Below are 18,010 nucleotides of genomic sequence, written 5' to 3'. Positions count from 1 at the left end.
GCCACCGCCACCGGACCCGCCCCATGCCGCAGCACGCCCCCTCACCCGCCATCCTCCCGGGCCTGGCCGCGTGAGCACCGAGGCGGCCACCCGCGCCCGCGCCATCCGCGCTGCCCGGGGTGCGGAACCCTTCGACCTGCTGCTGGCCGGCGGCACGGTGGTGGACGTCGCCACGGGCGAGTTGCGGGCGGCCGATCTCGGCCTCGTCGGCGGGCTGATCGCTTCCGTGCACTCGCCGGGCGCGCGTCGGGACGCCGCCGAAACGCACGACCTGTCCGGCCGCTTCCTGAGCCCGGGCTTCGTGGACAGCCACCTGCACTTCGAATCCTCCTTCATGGCGCCCGCGGACTACGCGGGCGTGGTGGTCCCGCACGGCACCACCACCGCGGTCTGGGATCCGCACGAGCTGGCCAACGTGCTGGGCGTGCCGGGCGTGCGCTGGGCGGTGGACGCGTCGCGCGACCTGCCGCTGCGGGTGCTGGTGGCGGCCCCCTCCTGCGTGCCCTCCGCGCCGGGGCTGGAGGTCGCGGGGGCGGAGATCGGCCCGGCCGAGATGGCGGAGATGCTCTCCTGGCCGGAAGTCGCCGGCGTGGCGGAGGTGATGGACATGGCCGGGGTGCTGGCGGGCAGCCCGCGCATGTCCGGCATCGTCGGCGCCGGCATGGCGGCAGGCAAGAACGTCAACGGCCACGGCCGCGACCTCGCCGGCGCCGACCTGCAGGCCTACGTCGCCGCCGGGGTGACCAGCGACCACGAGATCACCTCCGGCGAGGACCTGCTGAACAAGCTGCGCGCCGGCCTGACCGTAGAGCTGCGTGGCAGCCACGACTACGTCCTGCCCGGCGCGGTGGCGGCGATCCGCTCCCTGCCCGCCTTTCCCGCGACGCTGGTGGTCTGCACCGACGATGTCTTCCCCGACGAGCTGGTGAACAAGGGCGGGTTGCGCGACACGCTGGCGCGGCTGGTCGGCCACGGGCTGGCGCCGATCGAGGTGTTGCGCATGGCCACGCTGAACGCGGCGCTGCGCCTGAAGCGCGACGATATCGGCCTGCTGGCGCCGGGACGCCGGGCGGAGATCGCCGTGCTGTCCGACCTGCCGGGCATGGTGGTGGAACGGGTCTACGTCGGCGGCCGGCTGGTGGCGCGCAACGGCGCCCTGCTGGAACCCTTGCCGCGCGACCTGTCCGACGCGCCGCGGGACACGGTGCACCTGGCGCCGCAGCCGCCCGAAGCCTTCGCCCTGCGCCCGCACGGCGTGACGGAGGGCACGGCGCGGCTGCCGGTGGTGGGCGGCGCACGGGTGGTGCGCTGGGCGGAGGCAGAAGTCTCCGTGCGCGGCGGCGTGGCCGCGATCCCGCCCGGCCACGCGCTGATCGCCATCCTGCACCGGCACGGCCGGCGCGACCCTGGCCCCATGGTCTGCCTGGCCGATGGCTGGGGCGAGCCGCGCGGCGCGGTGGCCACCACGGTCAGCCACGACAACCACAACCTGCTGGTGATCGGCCGCGACCCCGCCGACATGGCGGCCGCCGCCAATGCGCTGATCACCTGCGGCGGCGGCATGGCCGTGGCGGCGGGCGGCCGGGCCACGGCCGTGCTGCCCCTGCCGATCGCCGGGCTGCTGGCGGAAACCCCGCCGGCGGAGACCGCGGCCGCCTTCGCCACGCTGCGGGCCGCGGCGGACGCGGTGATGGACTGGGCGCCGCCGCTGCGGGTGTTTCGCGGCGTCACCGGCATTTCCCTGGCCTGCAACCCCGGCCCGCACCCGACCGACCTCGGCATCACCGATGGCGGCACCGGCGAGGTGCGCGACCCCGCGGCGCCCCTCGCCGCCTGACGCGGCGACCCGCTCGCGGCGGCCGGTCGGCCCCCACGGCGGTGGCAGTCCCACCGGCCGTGCGGCATCGCCGGATCGCGGCACGACGCCGCCCCGGTCCGGCGCGGAAAACCCCGCATCAGGCTGGCAGGTAGTCCAGGCCGCGGGCCAGCCAGCTGCCGAGCTGCAAGCCGGCGACCCGCCCTGCCCCGTCGCGCCGCAGCCGGACCGTCCAGTCGCCCGGCGCGGCGAAATCCAGCGCGCGCGGACAGGGCAACAGCCAGGTATCGGCGGCCAGCGGCAGCAGCGGCTGCATCGCCCCCTGGCCGAGATCGCCGGAAAACGCCGCGTAGGGCACGCCCCCGGCCAGCACGCAGGTGAGGTCGGCGTCCAGCTCGGCGCAATGAAAGCGGCCCTCGAAGGGTTCCGGCGCGGCCGCGGCGCAAGGGCGCAGGGTAGTGTCGAGGTGGTCCAGCAGCCGCCGCATCCGGATGCCCTCGGGGCCGCGGTGCAGGCGGATCTCCGGGCTGGCGGCGTCCTCGCCCGCGGGGGTCAGGAATTCCGGCCCGGGCGCGAAGCGCAGCCGCAGCCGGCCGTCCGGCTGCGCGTCGAGCCGCGCGGCCAGGCCGGTTTCCGGCTCCTCGAAGCAGCCGTCCCAGCCCGTCGCGGCCACCGCGGGGGCCGGCGGCGCGACGGGAAGGCCCAGCGCCGCCGCGAACAGGTCGCGCGCCGCCGCCCGGGGATCGGCCATGTGGTTGAACAGCACCACCACCGAAACGCGCTCGGCCGGGGCGTAGCAGCGAAAGGACCGCCAGCCCCGCAAGCCGCCGCCATGCGCGGTGATGGGACGCCCGAGCAGGGTGGGGCGCCCCAGGCCGAAGCCGTAGCCGGCGGGGGTGCCGTCCCGGAAGGCGACCGGCGCGCAGAGGCGGCGGTACAGCCCGTCCGCGTCGTCGCGCGTGGCGTCGATGAAGCGCTCCCAGGCCACGAGGTCGTCCAGCGAGGCCGCCAGCCCGGCATCGCCGGTCCAGTGGATGCGGTTCACCGCCGGCTGGAAGCCCGCCTCCACCGAGCCCTCGTAGCCCACCGTGCCGCCCGGCACCCGCGCCGTGTCGGGGCTGACGGCGGCGCGCGGCATCGCGGCGCGGTCCAGCACGCGCTCGCGCAGCAGCGTGCCGAAGTCGCGGCCGGTGCGCGCCTCGATCAGGTCGGACAGGAGGCGGAAATTGCCGTTGCTGTAGGAATAGCGCGTGCCCGGCGCGAAGTGCAGCGACCGGGTGCGGCCGATCAGCCGGCGCGCGTCGTCCGGGCCGAACTCACCCTCGGGCGCCGAGCCGCACAGCATGGCCAGCGCCCAGTAGTCGCGCAGGCCGGACTGGTTGTGGCACAGGTCCAGGGTGCGGGGCGCCTCGCCTTCCAGCTCCGGCAGCAGGCGGCGCAGGTCGGCATCCAGCACGCCGGGGTCGGGGAACTGGTCCAGCAGCAGCGAGCAGGTGAACTGCTTGGTGATGGAGCAGACCAGGAACATCGTGTCCGGCGTAAAGGGCCGCTGCGCCTGCGCATCCGCCCAGCCCCAGCAATGCTGCGCCAGCACCTCGCCCTCGCGCAGCACGGCCAGGGCGCCGCCGGGGCCGGGATAACGCCCGGGCAGCGCCGCGACCGCCCGGTCCAGCCGTTCGGAAACACCCATGCCGCTGCCGCCTTTGCCCGATGTTGCGACGGTGTGGTTACCGCATCCGCCCGCCGGCGCGCAGTCCCGCCGGGGAAGGAACAGGCCCGCCCGGGTCGCGGCGGCGCCTCGCCCGGGTCGCGGGGACGCCAACCCGGGGCGGGCAGTGCCTTACCCGGGCCGCCCCCCTCACCCCGGTCGCGGCAGCGCTTTGCGCAGGCCGTGCGACGCCCCGCCCGGGCGTCGGCGCTATTCCGCCGCCTGTGCCGCGGGTGCCTCGTATTTCCGCAGCAGCGCCAGCAACTGCCGCCGCATCATCACCCCCGGCTTGTCGGAGGGCATGTTCATCTCCACCCCCGTCTGGTCCAGCGGCACGTCGAATTCCGTGCTTTCCAGGATTCCGCGGTCTTCTTCCGTCACCTGGCGGTCGAACTCGATCACCTTGGCGGCGGGCGCGTCCGCTTCCGTGTCGTTGCGGTACACCCACTGGCAGACCTGGATGTGGCCATCGTCGATCGGCGTGGCCGCGGTAACGATGGAATGCACCAACCCGTTCGGATAGGTGATCCGCAGCTTGCGCAGGAAGGGCACGTACCAGCGGGCGCGCATGATCCGCACCGTGTCGTCGCTGTCCATCTTCAGCAGCTCCTTCTGCAGCGCCGGGTTCTTCACCGGCACCTCGGAGCGGAACAGGAAGCCGTCCTCGAACTCGTCGATCTCCAGCTTGGCGGGCTCGGGGTGGCCCTGGTCGCCGAAGGTGGCGCGATGCACGAAGGCGAAATGCGCGTTGTCGAAGGAGTTCTCCATCAGCCGCAGCCCGGCGCAGGCCCAGACGTCGTAGAACTCGTGGATCTGCCGGAAGCCCTCGCCCTCCTCCTCGAATTCCGGGAAGTCGAAGAGCGGCTCCTCCAGAGCCACCCAGGCGTAGCCGTAGCGCGACACGGCGCGATAGCTCGGCACGGACATGCGGGTGCGGCCTTGCCGGTCCACCGGGCGCTGCGGCACCCGCACCACCGTGCCCTCGGCGTCGAACTCCCAGCCGTGGTAGCCGCAGGCCAGGCAGCCGTTGCTGTAGAAGCCCTTGCTGAGCTTGGCGGTGCGGTGGCAGCAGCGGTCCTGCAGCGCGGCGACGCGGCCCTCGCCGTCTTGCCAGAGCACGAGTTTCTCGCCCAGCAGGGTGAAGGGCTGCGGGCCCTCGGCCAGCCGGTCCACGGGCATCACGGGGTACCAGAAGCGGCGCAGCAGCGGGGTCTGGGTGGCGAGCATGAACGGACCTCCATCGGGGGTCTGGCGGCACGGTGTTGTCCGGCATGGCTCTCAGCCGGCCGCGGTTCGGACCACGGGGTGCGCGCCCCGGGAAGCGCCGGGCGCATCGGTCCACCGATCCTACGAAACACCCCGGAGCAAGAGCCGGGCCAGGACCGCCGCCCCGGCCCTCACCGCCGCCGCGTCAGCCATCATCCCGCCGCCACGGCGAAGCCGGGAAACACCAGCCCGGCCGCGAGCACCGAGCGCGACCACCACCAGGTGCCCACGGCGCCCCATTCCGCGACGGCGGTGGGCGTGCGCGGCAGGGCGGCAGCATGGAGGAGAACGTCGTGCGCCATGCCGCCACCTTAGCCGCGCCTCGGCGACGCGCAGTTGCCCAGGAAACCACCACCGGCCGGTTTCCGTCCGATGGTGGCCGGTCCGGGCTCGCGCTGCGGAACGGCCGCGGGGCCCGGGTCCCTTCCCGGCCGCCCGGGCGGGCGCTGGGGCGGACGGGTTCAGGCGAAGGCGATGCCGAACTGCTGGGGGTTCTCGCTGACGATGTTCTCGGCCGTGAGGGCGACGTGCTCCGGACTGTCGGAGAAATTCACCACGGCCTGCGACCGGCTGAGCACCCCGGCGTCGAGCTGGGATACGTAGTAGGAGATTTCCTCCGCCGTGGCGCCCCGGTGCAGCGTGTTCTGGTACAGCAGCCCCACGAACTGCGTGTTGGAGGTGTTGGCGCCGTAGCGGGCCTGGAACTCGGGGCTGCCGATGAACCCCTCGACGATGCCGGTTTCGGAGTTGGTGCCGGCGGCCAGCTGGTCGCGGTAGAATACCAGCCCTTCGAAGTCGGGCTTGCGGCCCAGCGCCGTGTCGTAGATGCGGGCCACCGTCGCGGCATCCTCGTCCACGTCCCAGATCCCGGCCTTCACGGCGTTGGCCGTCAGCGCCTTGTTCTCCGGGCTCTCGGAGAAGTTGACCAGGGTCTGCTCCCGGCTGTCGCCCAGGGCGAAGCGCTCGCGGTAATAGTCCAGCTCGCTCTGGCTGGCGGAACGGTGCAGCACGTTCTGGTACAGCTGCACGACGTACTGGTCGTTGCTCAGGCCGGCGCCGAAGCGCGCCTGGAATTCGGGGCTGCCGTTGAAGCCCGCAGCGATGTCGGTCAGCGACCGGCCGCCCTGCAGGAAGTCGATATAGTAGTTCAGCCCGGCCTGTTCCGGGCCGCGCGCCAGGGCCGCGTTGTACAGCCGCACCACCTGCGCCGCCGGGTCCGTTTCGTCGAACACCATGCGGCCATCGGCGAAGGTCACGATCTCCATGCCGCGCAACGTGTCCACCTCCGTGCCACGGGTCATGGTCACGTCGCCATTCGGCTGCAGCGCGAAGTTGCTGGCCCGCCGGCCGAAGTTCAGCAGGTCCACCCGATCGAAGCCCGGGCCGCCGTCCAGCAGGTCGTCGCCGATCCCGCCGATCAGGACGTCGTCGCCGGTGCCGCCGATCAGGGTGTCATTGCCGACGCCGCCATCCAGGGTGTCATTGCCTCCGCCACCGGCGAGGCTGTCCGCGGCGACCGTGCCCGGCAGGAACTCGGCGGTGTCGGCGCCCGAATACTGGCCGTCATTGTCCAGGATCACCCCGGTGGCGCGCAGCGTCGGCGCGCCGCCGGCCAGCACCGCGCCGCCGGTCGGGTTGAAGAGCTCGAGGGAGAGGGTTTCGTTGGCCTCGACCAGCGTGTCGCCCCAGACGCGGACCGGCACGGTCAGGGAAGTCTGGCCGGCAGCGAAGGTGATGGCTCCGGACCTCGGCTCGAAGTCGAGGTCGGCCACGGCGGTGCCCGGCACCGTGCGGTAGCTGACGCTCACCGGCGCGGCCGAGGCCTCCGACAGCGTCAGCGTGAAGTTCAGCAGGTTGACGCTGGAGGCGTCCTCCACCGTGCTGGCGCCCGCGATCGAGAGCACGGGCACGGCACCGCCGCCCGCGTCGTCGTCCAGCACCGTCGCCGTGCCGGCCGCCGCCGCGATGCCGGCCGTGGCGGAGGTGACCACCAGCGAGAAGCTCTCGCTGTCCTCGACCAGGCCGTCGCCGCGCACATCCACCGCCACCGCCGCGCTGCTCTGGCCCGCCGCGATGGTGAAGCTGCCGCTCCGGCCCGTGTAGTCGGTGCCGGCCAGCGCACTGCCGTTCGCGGTGGCGTAGTTGAAGGTCATCGGCGCGGTGGCCGCCTGGGACAGGCTGACCTGGAACACCGCCTGCTGCGTGCCGCTGTCGCCCTCGACGAGCGTGGTGTCGGACACGAAGAGCGCCAGGTTCGAGCCCGATCCGTCATTGTCCAGGATCACCCCGGTGGCGCGCAGCGTCGGCGCGCCGCCGGCCAGCACCGCCCCGCCGGTCGGGTTGAAGAGCTCGAGGACGACGTTCTCGTCCAGCTCGTTGAGCGTGTCGCCCCAGGCGCGGACCGGCACGGTCAGGGAAGTCTGGCCGGCGGCGAAGGTGATGGCTCCGGACCTCGGCTCGAAGTCGAGGTCGGCCACGGCGGTGCCCGGCACCGTGCGGTAGCTGACGCTCACCGGCGCGGCCGAGGCCTCCGACAGCGTCAGCGTGAAGTTCAGCAGGTTGACGCTGGAGGCGTCCTCCACCGTGCTGGCGCCCGCGATCGAGAGGATAGGTGAAGCCATGATACGGGCTGCCTTTCTGGGAAATCTTCGATGACGTCCGGCGGAGCTTGAGTGACTTTCTCGAGAAGCCGCAACAGTTCGTTTCTTAGTCGTTACATTTTCCCGTAACGGGGATTGTCTGAATGAACGAGTTCTCCTTCGTGGCGAGGCGGGGCCTCACTTCCGCGCATAAACTCGCCGGGCGGAGGAAACATTCGCTCATCGGTTGTGGAACCGGCGCCAACGTCAGCATCGGGACGGTGTGGGTCGTTTCAGCCGATCCGGGGCGATGGGTGGACAGCCCGCGACGCACCGGGGGCTGCCGATCCTGGGATGGCGCGAGTTGCGGCGGAACCGGGTCGCTGCTGCTTGATCCTGGCTCACGCTTTGCTGGACCGTGCGGCGTGGACGAGCGACCCTGGGCCGGCATGCTGCCCGCCAAACGTTGCCGCGCCACCTGCATGTTGCTCGCGCGCCCGGAGGCCAAGCCCCTGCCGACCTGTCAAGCATCCCCGAGCGCGGCCGCTGCCTCGCCCGCCCTTCTCTCCTCCTTTACCGGACCCTGACACACATGCCGATCCGCACCCGCTTCTGGGCCGAACTCCGCTGGCCCGAATTCCGCGATCTGCCGGACAACACCGTGGCCGTGCTGCCGGTGGCCAGCATCGAGCAGCACGGGCCGCACCTGCCGGTCTCGGTGGACACCACCATCAACCAGGGCGTGGTCGCCCGCACTCTATCGCTCCTCCCGCCCGAAGTGCCGGTGCTGGTGCTGCCGACGCAGTGCGTGGGTGTGTCTGTGGAACACCTGGCCTTCCCGGGGACGCTGACCACCACGCCGGAAATCCTGCTGGCGTTGGTGACCGACATCGGCGCTTCCGTGGCGCGGGCGGGCGTGAAGCGGCTGGTGGTGGTGAACAGCCACGGCGGCAACGTCTCGACGTTGGACCTCGCCTGCCGCCGCATCCGCATCCAGAGCCGCATCCTGGCGCTGAACTGCATGTGGGCGCGCCTGGGCAAGCCCGCCTCCATGAGCGACCCGGTGGAGAACAAGTACGGCATCCATGCCGGGCAGAGCGAAACCGCGCTGATGCTGCGCTTGGCCAAGCACGACGTGGACATGGGCAAGGCCCGCAACTTCGTTTCCGCCTGGCAGGGACTGGAGAACAGCTTCCCCGCCCTGTCGCCGGACAAGGGCGCGCCGCTGGGCTGGCAGGCGCAGGACCTCAACCCAGCCGGCGCGGTGGGCGACGCGTCCAAGGCAACGGAACCGCTGGGCGAGGAAATCCTGCAGGACGCCGGCGAGCGCATGGCCGCGCTGTGGCAGCAGGTTTCCGGCTTCGACGTGGACGCCTGGCTGCGCGACGCCCCCGATGCCGGCTGAAGGAAGCGGCGTTGCCGCGCTGATCGCCGCGACGCCGGAACTGGACTGGATCACCGATCCCGCGCTGGTGCGGCAGAAGTCGCGCGACTTCTTCTGGTACTCCCCCGTCCTCAAGCGCCAGCTCAACCGCGTCACCGGCGAAGCCGTGGTGCAGCCGCGCGATGAGGCCGAGGTCCGCGCCGTGCTGGCCGCGGCCTTCGCCGCCGGTGTACCGGTCACGGCCCGTGGCGCGGGCACCGGCAATTACGGCCAGGCGATGCCGCTGCACGGCGGCGTGGTGCTGGACCTCAGCCGGCTGGACCAGGTGCTGTGGTGCAAGCCGGGCATCGTGCGCGCCCAGGCCGGCATCAAGCTGATCGACCTGGACGCACAAACGCGGCAGCAGGTCGGCGGCGAGCTGCGCTTCCACCCCAGCACCAAGCGCACCGCGACGCTGGGTGGCTTCATCGCCGGCGGCTCCTCCGGCATCGGCGCCACCACCTGGGGCACGCTGCGCGAGGCCGGCAACATCCTCGGCCTGCGGGTTCTGACCTGCGAGGCCGAGCCGCGCGTGCTGGAACTGCGCGGCGCCGAGATCAGCAAGGCCAACCACGCCTACGGCACCAACGGCATCATCACGGAAGTGGAGATGCCGCTCGCCCCGGCCTGGGACTGGGTGGACCTCGCCGTCTCCTTCCCCACGCTGCGCGAGGCGGCGCGCTTCGCCGACAGCTTCACCCGGCTGGACGGGGTGGTGAAGAAGCTGGCCTGCGTGGTGGCGGCACCCATCCCGCAGCAGCACTTCCGCTCCTTAGGCCACCGCGTGCCGGAAGGCCACAGCGTGGCACTGCTGATGGTGGCGGAACCCTTCCTGGACGCGCTGCCGCCACTGGTTGCCGCCCATGGCGGGCGGGAAATCCTGCGCGTGCCCACGGAACAGGCGGAAGTGCCGCTCTACGAGCACTCCTGGAACCACACCACGCTGCAGGTGCTCAAGACGGACAAGTCCGTCACCTACCTGCAATCCCTGTTCCCGGCGCCCCACCACCTGGACAAGGTGGCGCAACTGGAAGCCGCCTTCGGCGACGAGGTGCCGCATCACCTCGAATTCGTCCGCCTCGGCGGCGAGGTCTGCGCCTTCGGCCTCAGCCTGATCCGCTTTTCCACCGAACAACGGCTGGCCGAGATCATGGCGGCCTACGAGGCCGCGGGCTGCCCGGTCTTCGACCCGCACGCCTTCACCCTGGAAGCCGGCGGCATGAAGCGGGTGGATGGCGCGCAGCTGGCGTTCAAGCGGGAGAACGACCCCAAGGGCCTGCTCAACCCCGGCAAGATGGCCGCCTGGGACGACCCGGACTGGAAGCCGGACCGCCCGCAGAGCATGCACCTGTTCGAAACGGCCGAGCCCGCCCCGGCCGAGGTGCTGGAATAGCGCGGCCTGGGAAACAGCAAGCCGGGGGGAAGTATCCCCCCGGACCCCCTTCTATTTTCGGGAGTCTGCGGTGTGCGCCATGGCCACCCGTGCGCTTCTACTTCCGAAAAAAGGAGGGGGTCCGGGGGAATTCACTCCCCCGGCCTTTCCTGCCTCAGAACCCCGACATCCGGCGCCGCACCTGTTCCAGAAAGGCGCCGCAGCGCGCCGGCGTGGCGCGGTTCATGTCGTACATCGCGTGGTACTCCACCCGCGACCGCCCCCCGCTGACCATGCGGAAATACCGCGTCACCACCTTGCGCGGCGGGTCCGCCATGACCAGCGCGGTCCATCGTGGCCGCCCATAGGTGGAGATGCCCGCGACCTTGCGGATATGCGTCAGGGCCGGCGTCGCCTTGCCGTCGATCAGGTTGAAGGACACGCCGGGGATCATGGTGCGGTCGAACCAGCCCTTCAGGATCGCCGGCATGCCGAAGCACCAGGTCGGAAAGGACAGCACCAGCGCATCGGCCCGCTGCAGCCGCTCCACATAGGGACCGACGCGCTCGCGGTTGAGCGCGGGGTCGTGGTAGTCGCGCCGCTCCTCGACGCCCAGCACGGGATCGAAACCCTCGGCATACAGGTCGCACAGGTCCACCTCGTGGCCGGCGGCGCGCAGCCCTTCCAGCGCGGCGTCGCGGATGGCGGCGTGGAAGCTGTCCGGCAGCGGGTGGGCGTAGAGGTAGTGCACGCGCATCAGGGCCGCATCCCCGCCCGGGCGTTGCGCCGCCTCGCGGCGGGCTGAATGATGCTGGCCGACATGCGCGTCCTCCTGATTTATTGCCATCCCCGCGCCGACAGCTTCAGCGCGGCGCTGCGCGACGGCGTTGCCGCCGCCCTGCAACGGGTGGGCCACGACGTGGAACTGCGCGACCTTTACGCCGAGGCGTTCCAGCCCGCGATGGACGCCGCCGAGCGCGAACGGCACATGGACCCCGCGAGCAACACCCAGGGGCTGGAAAGCCACATCGTCTCCCTGCGCGCAGCGGACGCCCTGGTGCTGGTCTACCCGACCTGGTGGTACGGCATGCCGGCGATGCTGAAGGGCTGGTTCGACCGCGTCTGGGTTAACGGCGTCGCCTGGCACCTGGGCGAGGGCGCGATCGAGCCGGGCCTGCGCAACATCCGCCGCATCGCCGTGGTCACCACCTACGGCTCGCCGCGCTGGCTGCTGTGGTACCTGGGCTGGCCGGACCACCGGGTGATGTCGCGCGGCATCCGCCGCCTCTGCGCCCCGCGCTGCCGCCTGGACTGGCACTGGCTGCCCGATATGGACCGCCAAGGGCCGCCCGGCGCTGGAAGCCTTCCTGCGCCGCGTGGAAGCCCGCTTCGGCCGCTGGTGAAGCGCCTCCAGGCTGGGCGCCGGCACGCGCTGTGTGCCGGCGCCCCGCGCCCCGGTGGTCAGGCCTCCGCCACCCCCAGCACCGCGTCCAGCTCCCGCCAGTCCGGCAGCTCCGCTTCCAGCACCCGCCCCCCGCGCAGCACCACGCGGTCGCTCTGCGGCCGGCTCAGCAGCTCCGTCATGCCGCGCCCGCGGAACACCACGAGGTCCGCCGGCAGCCCCGGCGCGATCCGTCCGCGCTCCGGCAGGCCCAGCGCCTCGGCCGGGAAGCGCGTGGCGGCGCCCGGCCAGTCCGCGAAGGGATGGTCGAGGTGCAGGATGCGCGCGCTCTCGCGGAACACTTCCAGCATGTCGTGGTCGCCATAGGCGTAGAACGGATCGCGGCAGTTGTCGGAGGCCACGGAAACCCGGACCCCCGCCGCGCGCAGCTCATGCACCAGCGTCACGCCGCGCCAGCGCGGGGTGCGGCCGGCGACGCGGTCCTGCAGGTACATGTTGCACATCGGCAAAACGATGATCGACAGCCCGGCATCGGCGCAGGCCGCGACCGTTTCCCGCGCGAACTCCTCCGGCTGCAAGGACAGTGAGCAGCAATGCCCGCACTGCACCCGGTTCTTGAAGCCGCGGCGCACGGTGGTCAGGGCGATCTCGCGCAGCGCACGGGCGCCGGTGTCGCCGCTCTCGTCGACGTGCAGGTCGATCTCCAGCCCGCGCGCCTCGGCCAGGGAGAAGAAGTGGTCCAGCATGGCCTGGAAATCGGGCGGCAGCGCGTCGTGCAACCCGCCCTGCAGCCGCGTCACCATGCCCAGCACGCCGCCGGACTCCGCCACCATGTCGGCGATGCGGTCGCCTTCCTCCCCTTGGAAGCGGTCCAGCGGCGCGATGGAAGAGGCCTGGATGTCGATCCGCCCCGCCCAGGCGTCCCGCAGTTCGCGGAACACCGCCCAGGAGGTCGGGCCCTGCGGGTAGTAGGTGTCGATATGCGTGCGCAGCGCCACGGTGCCGTGCGCCTCGGCGCAGCGCAGGCCGAACTCGAAGCGGGCGCGCACGTCCTCGGCGCTCCAGCGCGCGCCGCGGTCGCTCGTCACGGCGTTCATGGCGCCGAAGAAGTCGCCCGTCGGATTGCGCATGCGCGGCCAGATATGGCCCTTGTCCAAGTGCTTGTGGCCGTCCACGAAGCCGGGCCAGACCTGGCCGCCATCCAGATCGGCGGCGCCTTCCGCCGGCGCGGTGCCGGCCGGCGCCACGGCGGCGATGCGGCCGGCTTCCAGGCGGATATCCGCCCGCACCAGCCCCTCGAAATCGGCGGGGCCGGGCGGCTGATCCAGGAAAGCGACGGAAACGCGGGCGTTGCGCAGCCAGTCGGGCGCTGCGGGGAAGTCGGGACGCGGGCTCAAGAGGTTTCCCTTCGGATCGCGCTCTCGTGCCAGGAGCGCAGCAGCAGGTGGCTCAGCAGCGAGAGCAGGAGGTAGATCGCGATGCCCGTGCCGGACACCAGCACCAGCGCCGCGAACATGCGCGGGATCTGCAGCTGGTACCCCGCTTCCAGGATGCGGTAGGCCAGCCCCGAGGCGGAACCGCCCGTGCCGGCCACGAATTCCGCCACGATGGCGCCGATCAGCGCCAGGCCGCCGGAAATCCGCAGCCCCGCCAGGAAATACGGCATGGCCGAGGGCAGCCGCAGCTGCGTCAGCACCTGCCAGCGGCTGGCGCGGTACAGGCGGAACAGGTCCAGCAGGTTGTGGTCGGCGCTGTTCAGCCCCAGCGTGGTGTTGCTCAGGATCGGGAAGAAGGCGACGATCCAGGCGCAGATCAGCAGCGACAGGATCACGTTGTCCGCCCAGATGATGATCAGCGGCGCGATCGCCACGATGGGCGTGACCTGCAGGATCACCGCGTAGGGGAACAGCGACAGCTCGATCACCCGCGACTGCGCGAAGAGCACCGCCAGCAGCAGCCCCAGCGTGGCCGCGATCACCAGCGCGGCAAAGGTGATCTGCAGCGTGATCAACAACGACCCCGACAGCGTGCCCCAGTCGCGCACCAGCGCCGTCACCACCGCCACCGGCCCGGGCAGAATATAGACCGGGATCTCCCGCGCCCGCACCACCCATTCCCAGCCGCCCAGCACGAGGATGCCGAGCACGGTGGGGGCCAGCAGCCGTATCCAGGACAGGCGGGTCATGCATGGGCCTCCCCGCCCATCGCCCCCGACAGGGCGTGGGAGATTTCGCGGCAATGCGCGGCATAGGTGGCGGAGGTGCGGAACTCCTCGCCGCGCGGGTAAGGTTCGTCCACCGCCAAATCGGCGGCGATCCGCCCCGGGCGCGCCGCCATCACCACCACGCGGCGGGACAGGTAGACGCTCTCGAACACCGAATGCGTGACGAAGATCGCGGTGAAGCGCTCCGCTTCCCAGAGTGTCAGCAGGTCGTTGTTCAGCTTGAAGCGGGTGATCTCGTCGAGCGCGGCGAAGGGCTCGTCCATCAGCAGCAGCCGCGGCTTCGTCACCAGCGCGCGGGCAATGGACACGCGCATCTTCATCCCCCCCGACAGCGCGCGGGGATAGGAGTTCTCGAAGCCCGCCAGCCCGACCTGCGCCAGCGCTTCCGCGGCGCGTGCCTCCGCCTCGGATTTCGCCATGTGCGACAGGCGCAGCGGCAGCATCACGTTGCGCAGGGCGGAACGCCACGGCATCAGCGTCGGCTCCTGGAACACGAAGGAGATACCCTCCGCGCCGCCCGACGCCGCGATGCGCCCGCTGCTGGGTTGGCTCAGCCCCGCCATCATCCGCAGCAGCGTGGACTTGCCGCAGCCGGAGGGGCCGAGCAGCGACACGAAATCCCCGTGCGCGATGCTCAGGTCCACGTCGCTGACGGCCGTGGTGCCGTTGCGGAAGCGCTTGGAAACGCCGCGCAGTTCCACCGCGGCGGTGGGCGTCGCCACCGCGCCATCGGGGGCGGGTTGCAGCAGGCCGTCAGGCAAGGCCGACCTTCTTGTTCACGAATTCCAGGCTATAGGCCTTGCGCAGGTCGATCCCGGGCGGGGCGGCGCCGGCATCGCGCATGGTGGTGTAGAAATTCTCCCATTTCGCGTCGGTCATGGCGCCGATGCCCAGCGTGGTCGCCTCGCCGGAGGACACGATGCCGCGCTCGTTCATGGTCTTCACCGCGAAGGCGATCTTCTCGTCCGTCATCTCCGGGTTGTCGCGCTTGATCATCGCGTTGGCGGCGGCCACGTCCTGCCCGGCCAGGTACTGCGTCCAGCCCTCGATGCTGGCGTTGATGAAGCGCTGCACGAGGTCCTTCTTCTCCGTCGCCATCTTGCGGGAAATGTCGATGGTGGTCTGGTAGTTGTCGTAGCCGGCATCGGCGATCAGGTGCACCAGCGGCTGAATGCCGGCCTGCTGCGCCAGAAAGGGCTCGGACGACACGAAGCCCTGCATGATCGTGTTCTTGTCCGCCAGGTACGGCGCGATGGAGAAGGTGTAGGGCCGGATCTGGTCGTCGGTGTAGCCGAACTTCGCGCGCAGGAAGGGCCAGAAGGTTACGCGCCCGGCGGCGCCGATCAGCATCGGCTTGCCCTTCATGGCGGCGAAGCTGTCGTTGCCGACGCCCGGATGCACCATCAGCCCTTGCGGGTCCTTCTGCATGATCGCGCCGATGCACAGGAAGGGGATGTCCTCGCGCGCGTAGTTCAGCGCCTGGAAGCCGTTGGACATGATCATGTCCACCCGCCCCGCCAGCAGCAGCTGCGCCGGGTTCTGCTGCGGCCCGCCCATGCGCAGCTCGCACTCGATACCGTGCTTGCGGTAAAGGCCCGCGGCCACCGCCTGGTAGTAGCCGCCGTGCTCCGCCTGGGCGCGCCAGTTGGTCTGGAAGGACACCTTCTCCATCGTTTGCGCGCGGGCGAAGCGCCCGGCCAGGGGCATCAGTGCGAAGGCGGCGGCGCCGGAAAGGAGTGCTCGGCGCTCGAGGCGGTAACGCATGGCCATTCCTTCGATGGGGCCGGCCCGGTTCCCCGGAACGGCGGATCGTGCGGTTTCCCCGTTCCTAGCAGGCGGCGTGCCGCGGCCCGTTCCGGCCGCAGCGTGGCGGCAGCCGGCGCGGGTTCCCTCCCCGGCCCCGAGCCCAAGGAAAGGGCAAGTGCTTGCCGAATGTCCAGCGCGACCCGGCTACACGGCCCACCCCGGCCGCGCTAAGGAATGGCACACTTCTTGGTGTGCGAGATACCGTGCCCGACCTTTCCCTGCGCCATCTCGTGAAGCTCTACGGCACGCAGGCCGCCGTGGATGACGTATCGCTGGAGGTCGCGGAAGGCGAGTGCATCGCGCTTCTCGGCCCCTCCGGCTGCGGCAAGACCACGACGCTGCGCATGGTGGCCGGCTACGTGACGCCCGACTCGGGCGAGATCCGGCTGAGCGGCCGGCCGATCCAGCGCGACCCGCCACATCGCCGCAACATCGGCATGGTGTTCCAGGCCTACGCGCTGTTTCCCCACATGACCGCCGGCGGCAACGTCGCCTTCGGGCTGGAGATGCGCGGCCTCCCCCGCGCCGAGCGCGACCGCCGCGCCACCGCGGCCCTGGCCATGGTGGGGCTGGACGGGTTGGGCGACCGCTACCCCGCGCAGATGTCGGGCGGGCAGCAGCAGCGCGTGGCGCTCGCCCGCGCCCTGGTGATCGAACCCGACGTGCTGCTGCTCGATGAGCCGCTGAGCAACCTCGACGCCGGCCGGCGCGCGGAGATGCGCAACGAGATCGCCCGCCTGCGCCGCCGCATCCCCGTGACCACCCTGTTCGTGACGCATGACCAGGAGGAAGCGATGGCCCTGGCCGACCGCGTGGCGGTGATGGAGCGCGGCCGGCTGGTGGAAGTGTCCGACCCGCGCACGCTGTCGGAAACGCCGCGCCACCTGTTCACCGCCGGCTTCCTGGGCGCCCGCACGGTGCTGCCCGGCCGCGTCCGCGACGGGCACTTCGCCACCGAAGCCGGGCCGGTGGCGAAGCTGGACGGCGCCGCCGCCTCCCCCACCCATCTCGTGCTGCGCGCCTCGCGGCTGCTGCTGCGCCCGGCCGGCGCCCCGGACGACGGCGCGCCCCTCGCCTGCGACGGCGTGGTGGCCGAGGCCGCCTGGCTGGGCGACGCCGTGTCCTACGAGGTGACGGCCGGCACCGCCCGGCTGCGCGTGCTGCGCCCCACCACCGAACCTGCCTTCCCCCCCGGCGCGCCGGTGCGCGTGCTCGCCGGCCCCGGGGCCCTCGCCTTCCTGTCGGATATCGGAGAGCTGCCATGACCCTGTCGCGCCGCCTGATCCTGGGGGCCGGTGCCCTGGCGCCGCTGCACTACGTCGTGCCCGCCCGGGCGCAGATCGCCCGCGGCAGCGAGCTGACGGTGGGCGTCTGGGGCGGCGAGCAGGAGCGCATCCTGCGCCAGCACGTGGTCGCGCCGCTGGAGGGGCAATACGGCGTGAAGTGCAACCTGGTGCTGGGCGGCACGCCCGAACGCCGCGCCCGCGCCTATGCCGAACGCGGCAACCCCAGCTTCGACATCGTCTACCTCAACATCTCCGAGAGCCGCCGCGCGGTGAAGGACGGCGTCACCCAGGCGGCCACCGACCGCGTCCCCAACGCCGCGCATCTCTACGCGCCGGCCAAGCTCGGCGGCTACGGCGTCGCCTTCAACCCCGTCACCGTGGTCTACGACAAGCGCGCGGTGTCCTCGCCCATCACCTCCTGGAAGGACCTGTGGCGGGACGAGCTGAAGGGCAAGCTGATCTGGCCGAGCTATCCCGGCGCGGAAGGCACCGCGGCGCTGCTGATGGCCGCCAAGCTGTGGGGCGGCAGCGAGACCAACATCGAGCCCGCCTTCGAGCGCATCAAGGCGCTGAAGCCTTTCGCCGCGATCCAGGGTGGCCAGGACCAGCTCTACGCCATGTTCGACCAGGGCGTCGGCGCCGCCTCGATCGAGTTCGGCTCCTTCACGCAGAAATACGTGGAAACCCGCAACCCCAACATCGTCGTGGCCGACCCGACGGAGGGCCAGGTGATCGCCATGAACGTCGCCTGCATCACCGTGGGCACCAAGAACCAGGCGCTGGCGGAAGCCTGGATCAACCTGCACCTCGCCCCCGACTGCCAGCGCGCCTATGCCGAGCGCATCTACTACTCCCCCACCGTGAACAACGTGGAGTTCCCGCCCGAACTCGCGAGCAAGCTGGTGCTGGGCGAGCAGACCCGCCGCCTGGTGGATTTCGACTGGGACGTGGTGGCGACGCAGGAACCGCGCTGGTCTTCCCGCTTCACGCGCGAGATCGCCGCGGGGTGAGCCACGCCGCACCGCACCGCCGCGAAACGAACCGCAGCGCAGCGCACCACCGCGAAGCGAACCGCACCGCACCGCATCGCCGTGGCACGAACCGCGCCGCAGCCTTGGGCCGGGGGCT

Annotated in this window: 14 protein-coding genes and 1 pseudogene; 6 read left to right on the top strand and 9 right to left on the bottom strand. The window is 71.5% G+C overall.

Annotated elements, in window-relative coordinates; all coding sequences use genetic code 11:
* The first annotated feature begins 70 nt into the window (after window positions 1–70).
* Window positions 71–1,837, top strand: a complete 1,767-nt coding sequence (locus tag ACLIBK_RS00375) for an adenine deaminase (RefSeq protein WP_415385221.1) — start codon at window positions 71–73, stop codon at window positions 1,835–1,837.
* Window positions 1,838–1,955: 118 nt separating this feature from the next.
* Here ACLIBK_RS00375 and ACLIBK_RS00370 read toward each other — a convergent pair whose 3' ends face one another.
* From ACLIBK_RS00370 to ACLIBK_RS00355, 4 genes are all read right to left on the bottom strand, one after another.
* Complete coding sequence (locus ACLIBK_RS00370; protein ID WP_415385220.1) at window positions 1,956–3,506, bottom strand: D-aminopeptidase; 1,551 nt, start codon at window positions 3,504–3,506, stop codon at window positions 1,956–1,958.
* A gap of 228 nt (window positions 3,507–3,734) precedes the next feature.
* Complete coding sequence (locus ACLIBK_RS00365) at window positions 3,735–4,751, bottom strand: Rieske 2Fe-2S domain-containing protein (RefSeq protein WP_415385219.1); 1,017 nt, start codon at window positions 4,749–4,751, stop codon at window positions 3,735–3,737.
* 191 nt (window positions 4,752–4,942) lie between these two features.
* The gene (locus ACLIBK_RS00360; RefSeq protein WP_415385218.1) at window positions 4,943–5,092 is read right to left on the bottom strand and encodes a hypothetical protein; all 150 of its coding nucleotides are present in this window, start codon (window positions 5,090–5,092) and stop codon (window positions 4,943–4,945) included.
* Between the two features lie 159 nt (window positions 5,093–5,251).
* On the bottom strand, window positions 5,252–7,411 hold the full coding sequence (locus ACLIBK_RS00355; RefSeq protein WP_415385217.1) for a DUF4214 domain-containing protein: 2,160 nt from the start codon (window positions 7,409–7,411) through the stop codon (window positions 5,252–5,254).
* Between the two features lie 550 nt (window positions 7,412–7,961).
* On the opposite strand from ACLIBK_RS00355, the gene ACLIBK_RS00350 reads away from it, so the two are divergent.
* Together ACLIBK_RS00350 and ACLIBK_RS00345 are read left to right on the top strand one after the other, a co-directional pair.
* Window positions 7,962–8,774: a creatininase family protein gene (locus tag ACLIBK_RS00350; protein WP_415385216.1), complete on the top strand. Its 813-nt coding sequence runs from the start codon at window positions 7,962–7,964 to the stop codon at window positions 8,772–8,774.
* Window positions 8,764–10,185: an FAD-binding oxidoreductase gene (locus ACLIBK_RS00345; RefSeq protein WP_415385215.1), complete on the top strand. Its 1,422-nt coding sequence runs from the start codon at window positions 8,764–8,766 to the stop codon at window positions 10,183–10,185. Before ACLIBK_RS00350 ends, ACLIBK_RS00345 begins: the two co-directional genes overlap by 11 nt.
* Before the next feature lie 154 nt (window positions 10,186–10,339).
* Here the strand turns inward: ACLIBK_RS00345 and ACLIBK_RS00340 are convergent, their stop codons facing one another.
* Window positions 10,340–11,152, bottom strand: coding sequence for an NAD(P)H-dependent oxidoreductase (locus ACLIBK_RS00340; protein WP_415385214.1), 813 nt, complete (start codon window positions 11,150–11,152; stop codon window positions 10,340–10,342).
* On the opposite strand from ACLIBK_RS00340, the pseudogene ACLIBK_RS00335 reads away from it, so the two are divergent.
* A pseudogene (locus ACLIBK_RS00335) lies at window positions 11,039–11,326 on the top strand (NAD(P)H-dependent oxidoreductase); the annotation flags it as partial. The gene ACLIBK_RS00340 and the pseudogene ACLIBK_RS00335 sit on opposite strands and share 114 nt — an antisense overlap.
* Window positions 11,327–11,625: 299 nt before the next feature.
* Here the strand turns inward: ACLIBK_RS00335 and ACLIBK_RS00330 are convergent.
* The 4 genes from ACLIBK_RS00330 to ACLIBK_RS00315 are packed head-to-tail and all read right to left on the bottom strand — an operon-like array spanning window position 11,626 to window position 15,554.
* Window positions 11,626–12,963 (bottom strand): cytosine deaminase, encoded by a 1,338-nt coding sequence (locus tag ACLIBK_RS00330; protein WP_415385213.1) that lies wholly within the window; start codon window positions 12,961–12,963, stop codon window positions 11,626–11,628.
* The gene (locus ACLIBK_RS00325; protein WP_415385212.1) at window positions 12,960–13,751 is read right to left on the bottom strand and encodes an ABC transporter permease; all 792 of its coding nucleotides are present in this window, start codon (window positions 13,749–13,751) and stop codon (window positions 12,960–12,962) included. Before ACLIBK_RS00325 ends, ACLIBK_RS00330 begins: the two co-directional genes overlap by 4 nt.
* A complete protein-coding gene (locus ACLIBK_RS00320) occupies window positions 13,748–14,551 on the bottom strand; it encodes an ABC transporter ATP-binding protein (protein ID WP_415385211.1) in 804 nt (267 codons plus the stop codon). The genes ACLIBK_RS00325 and ACLIBK_RS00320 overlap by 4 nt, the downstream gene beginning before the upstream one ends.
* On the bottom strand, window positions 14,544–15,554 hold the full coding sequence (locus ACLIBK_RS00315; protein ID WP_415385210.1) for an ABC transporter substrate-binding protein: 1,011 nt from the start codon (window positions 15,552–15,554) through the stop codon (window positions 14,544–14,546). Before ACLIBK_RS00315 ends, ACLIBK_RS00320 begins: the two co-directional genes overlap by 8 nt.
* Before the next feature lie 245 nt (window positions 15,555–15,799).
* Between ACLIBK_RS00315 and ACLIBK_RS00310 the strand changes: the two genes are divergently transcribed.
* Both ACLIBK_RS00310 and ACLIBK_RS00305 read left to right on the top strand, forming a co-directional pair.
* On the top strand, window positions 15,800–16,861 hold the full coding sequence (locus ACLIBK_RS00310) for an ABC transporter ATP-binding protein (RefSeq protein WP_415385209.1): 1,062 nt from the start codon (window positions 15,800–15,802) through the stop codon (window positions 16,859–16,861).
* On the top strand, window positions 16,858–17,892 hold the full coding sequence (locus ACLIBK_RS00305; protein ID WP_415385208.1) for an extracellular solute-binding protein: 1,035 nt from the start codon (window positions 16,858–16,860) through the stop codon (window positions 17,890–17,892). Before ACLIBK_RS00310 ends, ACLIBK_RS00305 begins: the two co-directional genes overlap by 4 nt.
* Window positions 17,893–18,010: the final 118 nt, after the last annotated feature.

This window comes from Roseomonas sp. BN140053 (genome assembly GCF_047690175.1).
In the GTDB taxonomy this organism is placed as follows: domain Bacteria; phylum Pseudomonadota; class Alphaproteobacteria; order Acetobacterales; family Acetobacteraceae; genus Roseomonas.
Note: the sequence above shows the minus strand (reverse complement) of the source record. Positions and strands in the feature narration are given on the sequence as shown.

What these genes read in the sequence shown, in the direction of transcription:
- ACLIBK_RS00365 (WP_415385219.1), bottom strand. Translation starts at nt 4,751, where the DNA reads ATGCTCGCCACCCAGACCCCGCTGCTGCGCCGCTTCTGGTACCCCGTG.
- ACLIBK_RS00345 (WP_415385215.1), top strand. Translation starts at nt 8,764, where the DNA reads ATGCCGGCTGAAGGAAGCGGCGTTGCCGCGCTGATCGCCGCGACGCCG.
- ACLIBK_RS00325 (WP_415385212.1), bottom strand. Translation starts at nt 13,751, where the DNA reads ATGACCCGCCTGTCCTGGATACGGCTGCTGGCCCCCACCGTGCTCGGC.
- ACLIBK_RS00350 (WP_415385216.1), top strand. Translation starts at nt 7,962, where the DNA reads ATGCCGATCCGCACCCGCTTCTGGGCCGAACTCCGCTGGCCCGAATTC.
- ACLIBK_RS00355 (WP_415385217.1), bottom strand. Translation starts at nt 7,411, where the DNA reads ATGGCTTCACCTATCCTCTCGATCGCGGGCGCCAGCACGGTGGAGGAC.
- ACLIBK_RS00315 (WP_415385210.1), bottom strand. Translation starts at nt 15,554, where the DNA reads ATGCGTTACCGCCTCGAGCGCCGAGCACTCCTTTCCGGCGCCGCCGCC.
- ACLIBK_RS00305 (WP_415385208.1), top strand. Translation starts at nt 16,858, where the DNA reads ATGACCCTGTCGCGCCGCCTGATCCTGGGGGCCGGTGCCCTGGCGCCG.
- ACLIBK_RS00370 (WP_415385220.1), bottom strand. Translation starts at nt 3,506, where the DNA reads ATGGGTGTTTCCGAACGGCTGGACCGGGCGGTCGCGGCGCTGCCCGGG.
- ACLIBK_RS00360 (WP_415385218.1), bottom strand. Translation starts at nt 5,092, where the DNA reads ATGGCGCACGACGTTCTCCTCCATGCTGCCGCCCTGCCGCGCACGCCC.